Below are 4,073 nucleotides of genomic sequence, written 5' to 3'. Positions count from 1 at the left end.
CGGCGAGGCAGCCCGCGGTGCCCGGCAGCAGCGGCCGCACCTGGTCGGAGGCACGCGCGTTGTCCAGCACCACCAGCATCCGGCGGTCCGCGAGCAACGTCCGGTACCGGCCGGACAGCTCGGCGACCTCGTGCCCGGCGTCGGTGGCGCGGTCGCCGAGGACCCGCAGGAACCCGGCCAGCACCTGCTCCGGCGGCACCGGCTCCTCCGGCCCGTACCCGCGCAGGTCGACGTACAGGCAGCCGTCGGGGAACCGGCTGCGCGCGGCGTGCGCCCAGTGCACCGCGAGCGCGGTCTTGCCCACGCCGGCCGTTCCGACGACCGCGGCGACCGCGCCGGTGACGTGGTCCAGCCCGCGCAGCTCGTCGTGCCTGCCGACGAACGGGTCCGCGTCCAGGGGAAGCTGCCACGGAACGGGTGTGCCGCGCGACAGCACCGCGGCGGTCCGGGCAGGGCCCGCCAACCGGGGGTCGTCGCGCAGGATCCGCTGGTACAGCTGCTTGATCTCGGGACTCGGGCCGGCACCCAGCTCCGCGTCGAGCACGCGCCGCAGCCGGTCGTACGCGCGCATCGCCTCCCCCGGCCGGCCGCTGCGGTACAGCGCGAGCATCAGCTGGCCCCACAACCGTTCCCGCAGCTCGTAACGACCGGTCAGCTCGCGCAGCTCGGCGGCGAGCCCGGCGTGGCGGCCGAGCTCGAGTCGTGCCTGCACGCAGTCCTCGATGGCGTCGACGCGGCGGTCCTCCAGCATCCGGACCGTGGGCTGGACCGCCTCGGGCACCGGCACGCCGTCGAGGACCCTCCCCCGCCACAGCTCGCCCGCACTGGTCAGCCGCTCGACGGCCTGGTCGTACTCACCGCGGGCGAGGCAGTCGCGGCCCGCCTCCGCGAGGGTGGTGAAGGCGAGCACGTCCAGGTCGTCCGGTTCGGCGGCGAGCAGGTAGCCGCCGTTCGCCGTCTCGATCCGCGTGCCGTCCTTCCCGCCGGACCGCAGCAGCCGGCGCAGGTCGCTGACGTACGACCGCAAGTTGATCCGGGCGGAACGGGGAGGACAGCCGCCCCACAGGGCGTCGACGATCCGGTCGGCCGGTACGAAAGTGTTGGCGTGCAACGCGAGCGTGCCGAGCAACACCCTGGCCATCCGGCGCGCCGGCAACGCGGGACCGTGGTCGGTGGCGATCTCGACCGGTCCGAGAATGCGAAGCCGCACCTGCACTCTCCACAGTCGGCGGGAACTGTCGGCGGTTCGAGCCTACGGTCGGGAACGCGACTCGTACGCACCCAATCGGAGTGAAGCGCCTGTCCGTACACGAGGCCGTGTACGGCGTTGTGTACGCGAACAGCCGATCGTGCCCGGAATGGGAGCCGTCACAGTGCCGTCGCCCCGGATGATCGGGCGCGACGAGGAGTTACGGGTGCTCACGGCCGTGGTGGAACACGGCGGCGCGGCGCTCGTGGTCGGTGAGCCGGGCATCGGGAAGTCACGGCTCGTCAGCACGGCCGCGGACCACGCGATGTCGTGGGGAATGCGGGTGTTGCGCGGCCGGGCCGACGCGGCCACCCCACTGCGGGCCCTGTCCGAGGCGCTGCTCTCGCTCACCAGGGAAGGAGGGGTGCCGCCCGGCACGGAGCTCCTCCCCTACCGCGCCGCACTCGCCCGGTTCGCCCCGGAATGGCGTGATAGCACGGTTTCGCCTGCCGTGGAGGAGCTTCCCGTTGTCGCGGAAGGGCTTCTCCGGCTGCTGGGCGCGATCGGCCGCGGCACGGGCTGTGTGCTGGTCCTGGAAGACCTGCACGAGGCCGACGCGGACACCGTGGCCATCCTCGACTACCTCGCCGACCACCTCACCGGGCGGGTGGCCGTGCTCGCGACCGCCAGGAGTGAGCAGAGCCCGGTGCTGGAGCTGGCACGCGGCAGCGGGCGCGGCCGCCTCACCGTCGTCGAACCGGCCAGGCTGGACCGGTCCCGGGTGCGGGACCTGGTCGCGTCCTGTCTCGGCGAGGCGCCGGCCGCGGTGGTGGACCTGGTGTTCCGGGACAGCGAGGGCGTGCCTTTCATCGCGGAGGAACTGCTCCGCCACGGGGTCACCGGCACGGACACCGCGGTTCCGGAAGCGGTCGTGCACAGCGTCTCCGCACGGGTGCGCCGGCTGGGCTCCGAGCTCACCGAACTGCTCACCGTCGCCGCGGTGTTCGGGCGCCGGTTCCCGTTGCCGGTGCTGCGGGTCGCGTGCGGCCTCAGCCTGGAGGACCTGGTGCGACGGCTGCGTCCCGCCGTCGCCAGTGAACTCGTCGCACCGGACGACCTCGTGGCCGACCGGTACGCGTTCCGGCAGGCGCTGACCCCGCACGCGCTGTTGCGGCTGGCCGGTGCCGGCGAACGGGCGGTGCTCGCCCGGCGCGCCGCCGAGGCGCTGGAGACCTGCCGGCCGGAGCTGCCCGGCGAGTGGTGCGCGGTGGCGGCGGAGCTGCGGCTCGCGGCCGGTGATGCCGAGGCCTCCCGGCGGTTGTTCGTCGACGCCGGGACGCGCGCGCTCGTCGACGGCGACGCGGCCGGGGCGGTGCGGCTGCTGCGCCGGGCGCAGGAGCTGGCGACGGACTGCTGCGAGCCGATCGCGGTGCTGGCACCGCTGCTCGCCGCGCTGGCCGAGGCGGGCGAGGTCGAGCAGGCGCTCGCCCTGGCGGCGAGCGTCGACGACCTCGGTCTCGACGACCCCGGACGGGCGGTGCTGCACACCACCCTGGCGTTGGTGGCGGTGCGGGCGCGGCTGTGGTCGCGCGGTACCCGCGAGGTGGAGACCGCACGCGCGCTGCTGGGACCGGACGCGGCGCCGGAGCTCACCGCGCGGATCGACCTCATCACCGCGAACCTGACGGGAGCGGGAGAACCGGCGCTGCGCGCACTGGCCGAGGCCGCGCGGTCCACGTTGCCGGTGGTCGCCTGCGAGGCACTGGAGCTGCTGGGAACCCTGGCCCGGCAGCGGGACCTGGCCGAGTCGGACGCGCACTTCCGCCGGATGGCCGAGCTGGCGCACCAGCACCGGCTGCCGGCGATGCGGTTGCGGTCGCGGGCGAGGTCCGGGTTCAACGACACCCTGCGGTCCGGTGACGACACCAGGCTGCGTCAGGCGTGCGAGCGCGCGTTCGAGGCCGGCGCGGTGCTGGAGGGGCACCTGCTCCAGGCGGACCTGGTGCTGACGACGGTGCTGCGCGGCGAGTTCGTGCGGGCCACCGAGCTCGCCGACCGCGGCCTCGCGGCGATGACGGGGCTGGGCCTGCGGGACGCGGCCACGGGCGTGGTCGTCGCCAAGGCGGTGATGTTCGCGCACCGCGGGCACCGGCCGGCGATGGAACGGGCCCTGCGGTCACTGGACGACAGCGCGTCCCCGCTGGTGCGGGCGACCTGCGCGGCGTTCTGCGCCCTCGCCGAGGAGGACCGGCGGGCAGCCGTGGACGCGCTGGACCTGGCCGTGCGGGTCGACGCCGGGAACCCCGCGCACCACGTCGCGACCTGGCCGCACGGGCTGAGAGCTCTGCTGGCGGTGCTCGACGGTGAGACGGACCGGATTCACCACCCCGAATCGGCCGCCGCCGGATGGGCGTGGCACCGGCAGTTCCTCCTGCTCGCCAGAGCCGTGCTGGCGGGCCGGAACGGACGCCATGCGGACGCGGCCGAGGCGATGGCGGAGCACGGCCGGATCGCCGAATCGTTCGCCCTGGCGCGCCGGCTCGGCCTGCGGCTGGTCGCGGAGGCCGCGCTGGCCGACGGGTGGGGCGACCCGGCGACCTGGTTGCGCGAGGCCGAGGAGTACTTCCACGTCAACCGGATGAGCGCGCTCACGAGCGCCTGCCGCGCGGTGCTGCGGCGCGCGGGGTGGACCGCGGCACAACGCCGCACCGGCAGCGGGGAGGTTCCCGCCCGGCTGCGGGTCCTCGGCATCACGGCGCGGGAGAACGAGGTGCTGCGGCTGCTCGCCGAACAGCTCGGCAACACCGAGATCGCCCGGCGGCTCTACATCTCGCCGCGCACGGCCGAGAAGCACGTCGCGAGCCTGCTCGCCAAGACCGGTGAG

2 protein-coding genes are annotated in these 4,073 nt (G+C 74.8%); one reads left to right on the top strand and one right to left on the bottom strand.

Going from position 1 to position 4,073, the window contains the following annotated elements; genetic code table 11:
• Positions 1-1,210 (bottom strand): AfsR/SARP family transcriptional regulator (locus VF330_RS04560; RefSeq protein ID WP_330850209.1); only part of this gene is annotated, 1,210 nt, incomplete at its 3' end.
• Between the two features lie 148 nt (positions 1,211-1,358).
• On the opposite strand from VF330_RS04560, the gene VF330_RS04555 reads away from it, so the two are divergent.
• Positions 1,359-4,073 (top strand): ATP-binding protein (locus tag VF330_RS04555; RefSeq protein WP_330850208.1); only part of this gene is annotated, 2,715 nt, incomplete at its 3' end.

It is taken from the genome of Lentzea sp. (assembly GCF_036380075.1).
GTDB lineage: Bacteria > Actinomycetota > Actinomycetes > Mycobacteriales > Pseudonocardiaceae > Lentzea.
The sequence above is the reverse complement of the archived record's forward strand: the minus strand, read 5'-3'. Positions and strand labels throughout refer to the sequence as shown.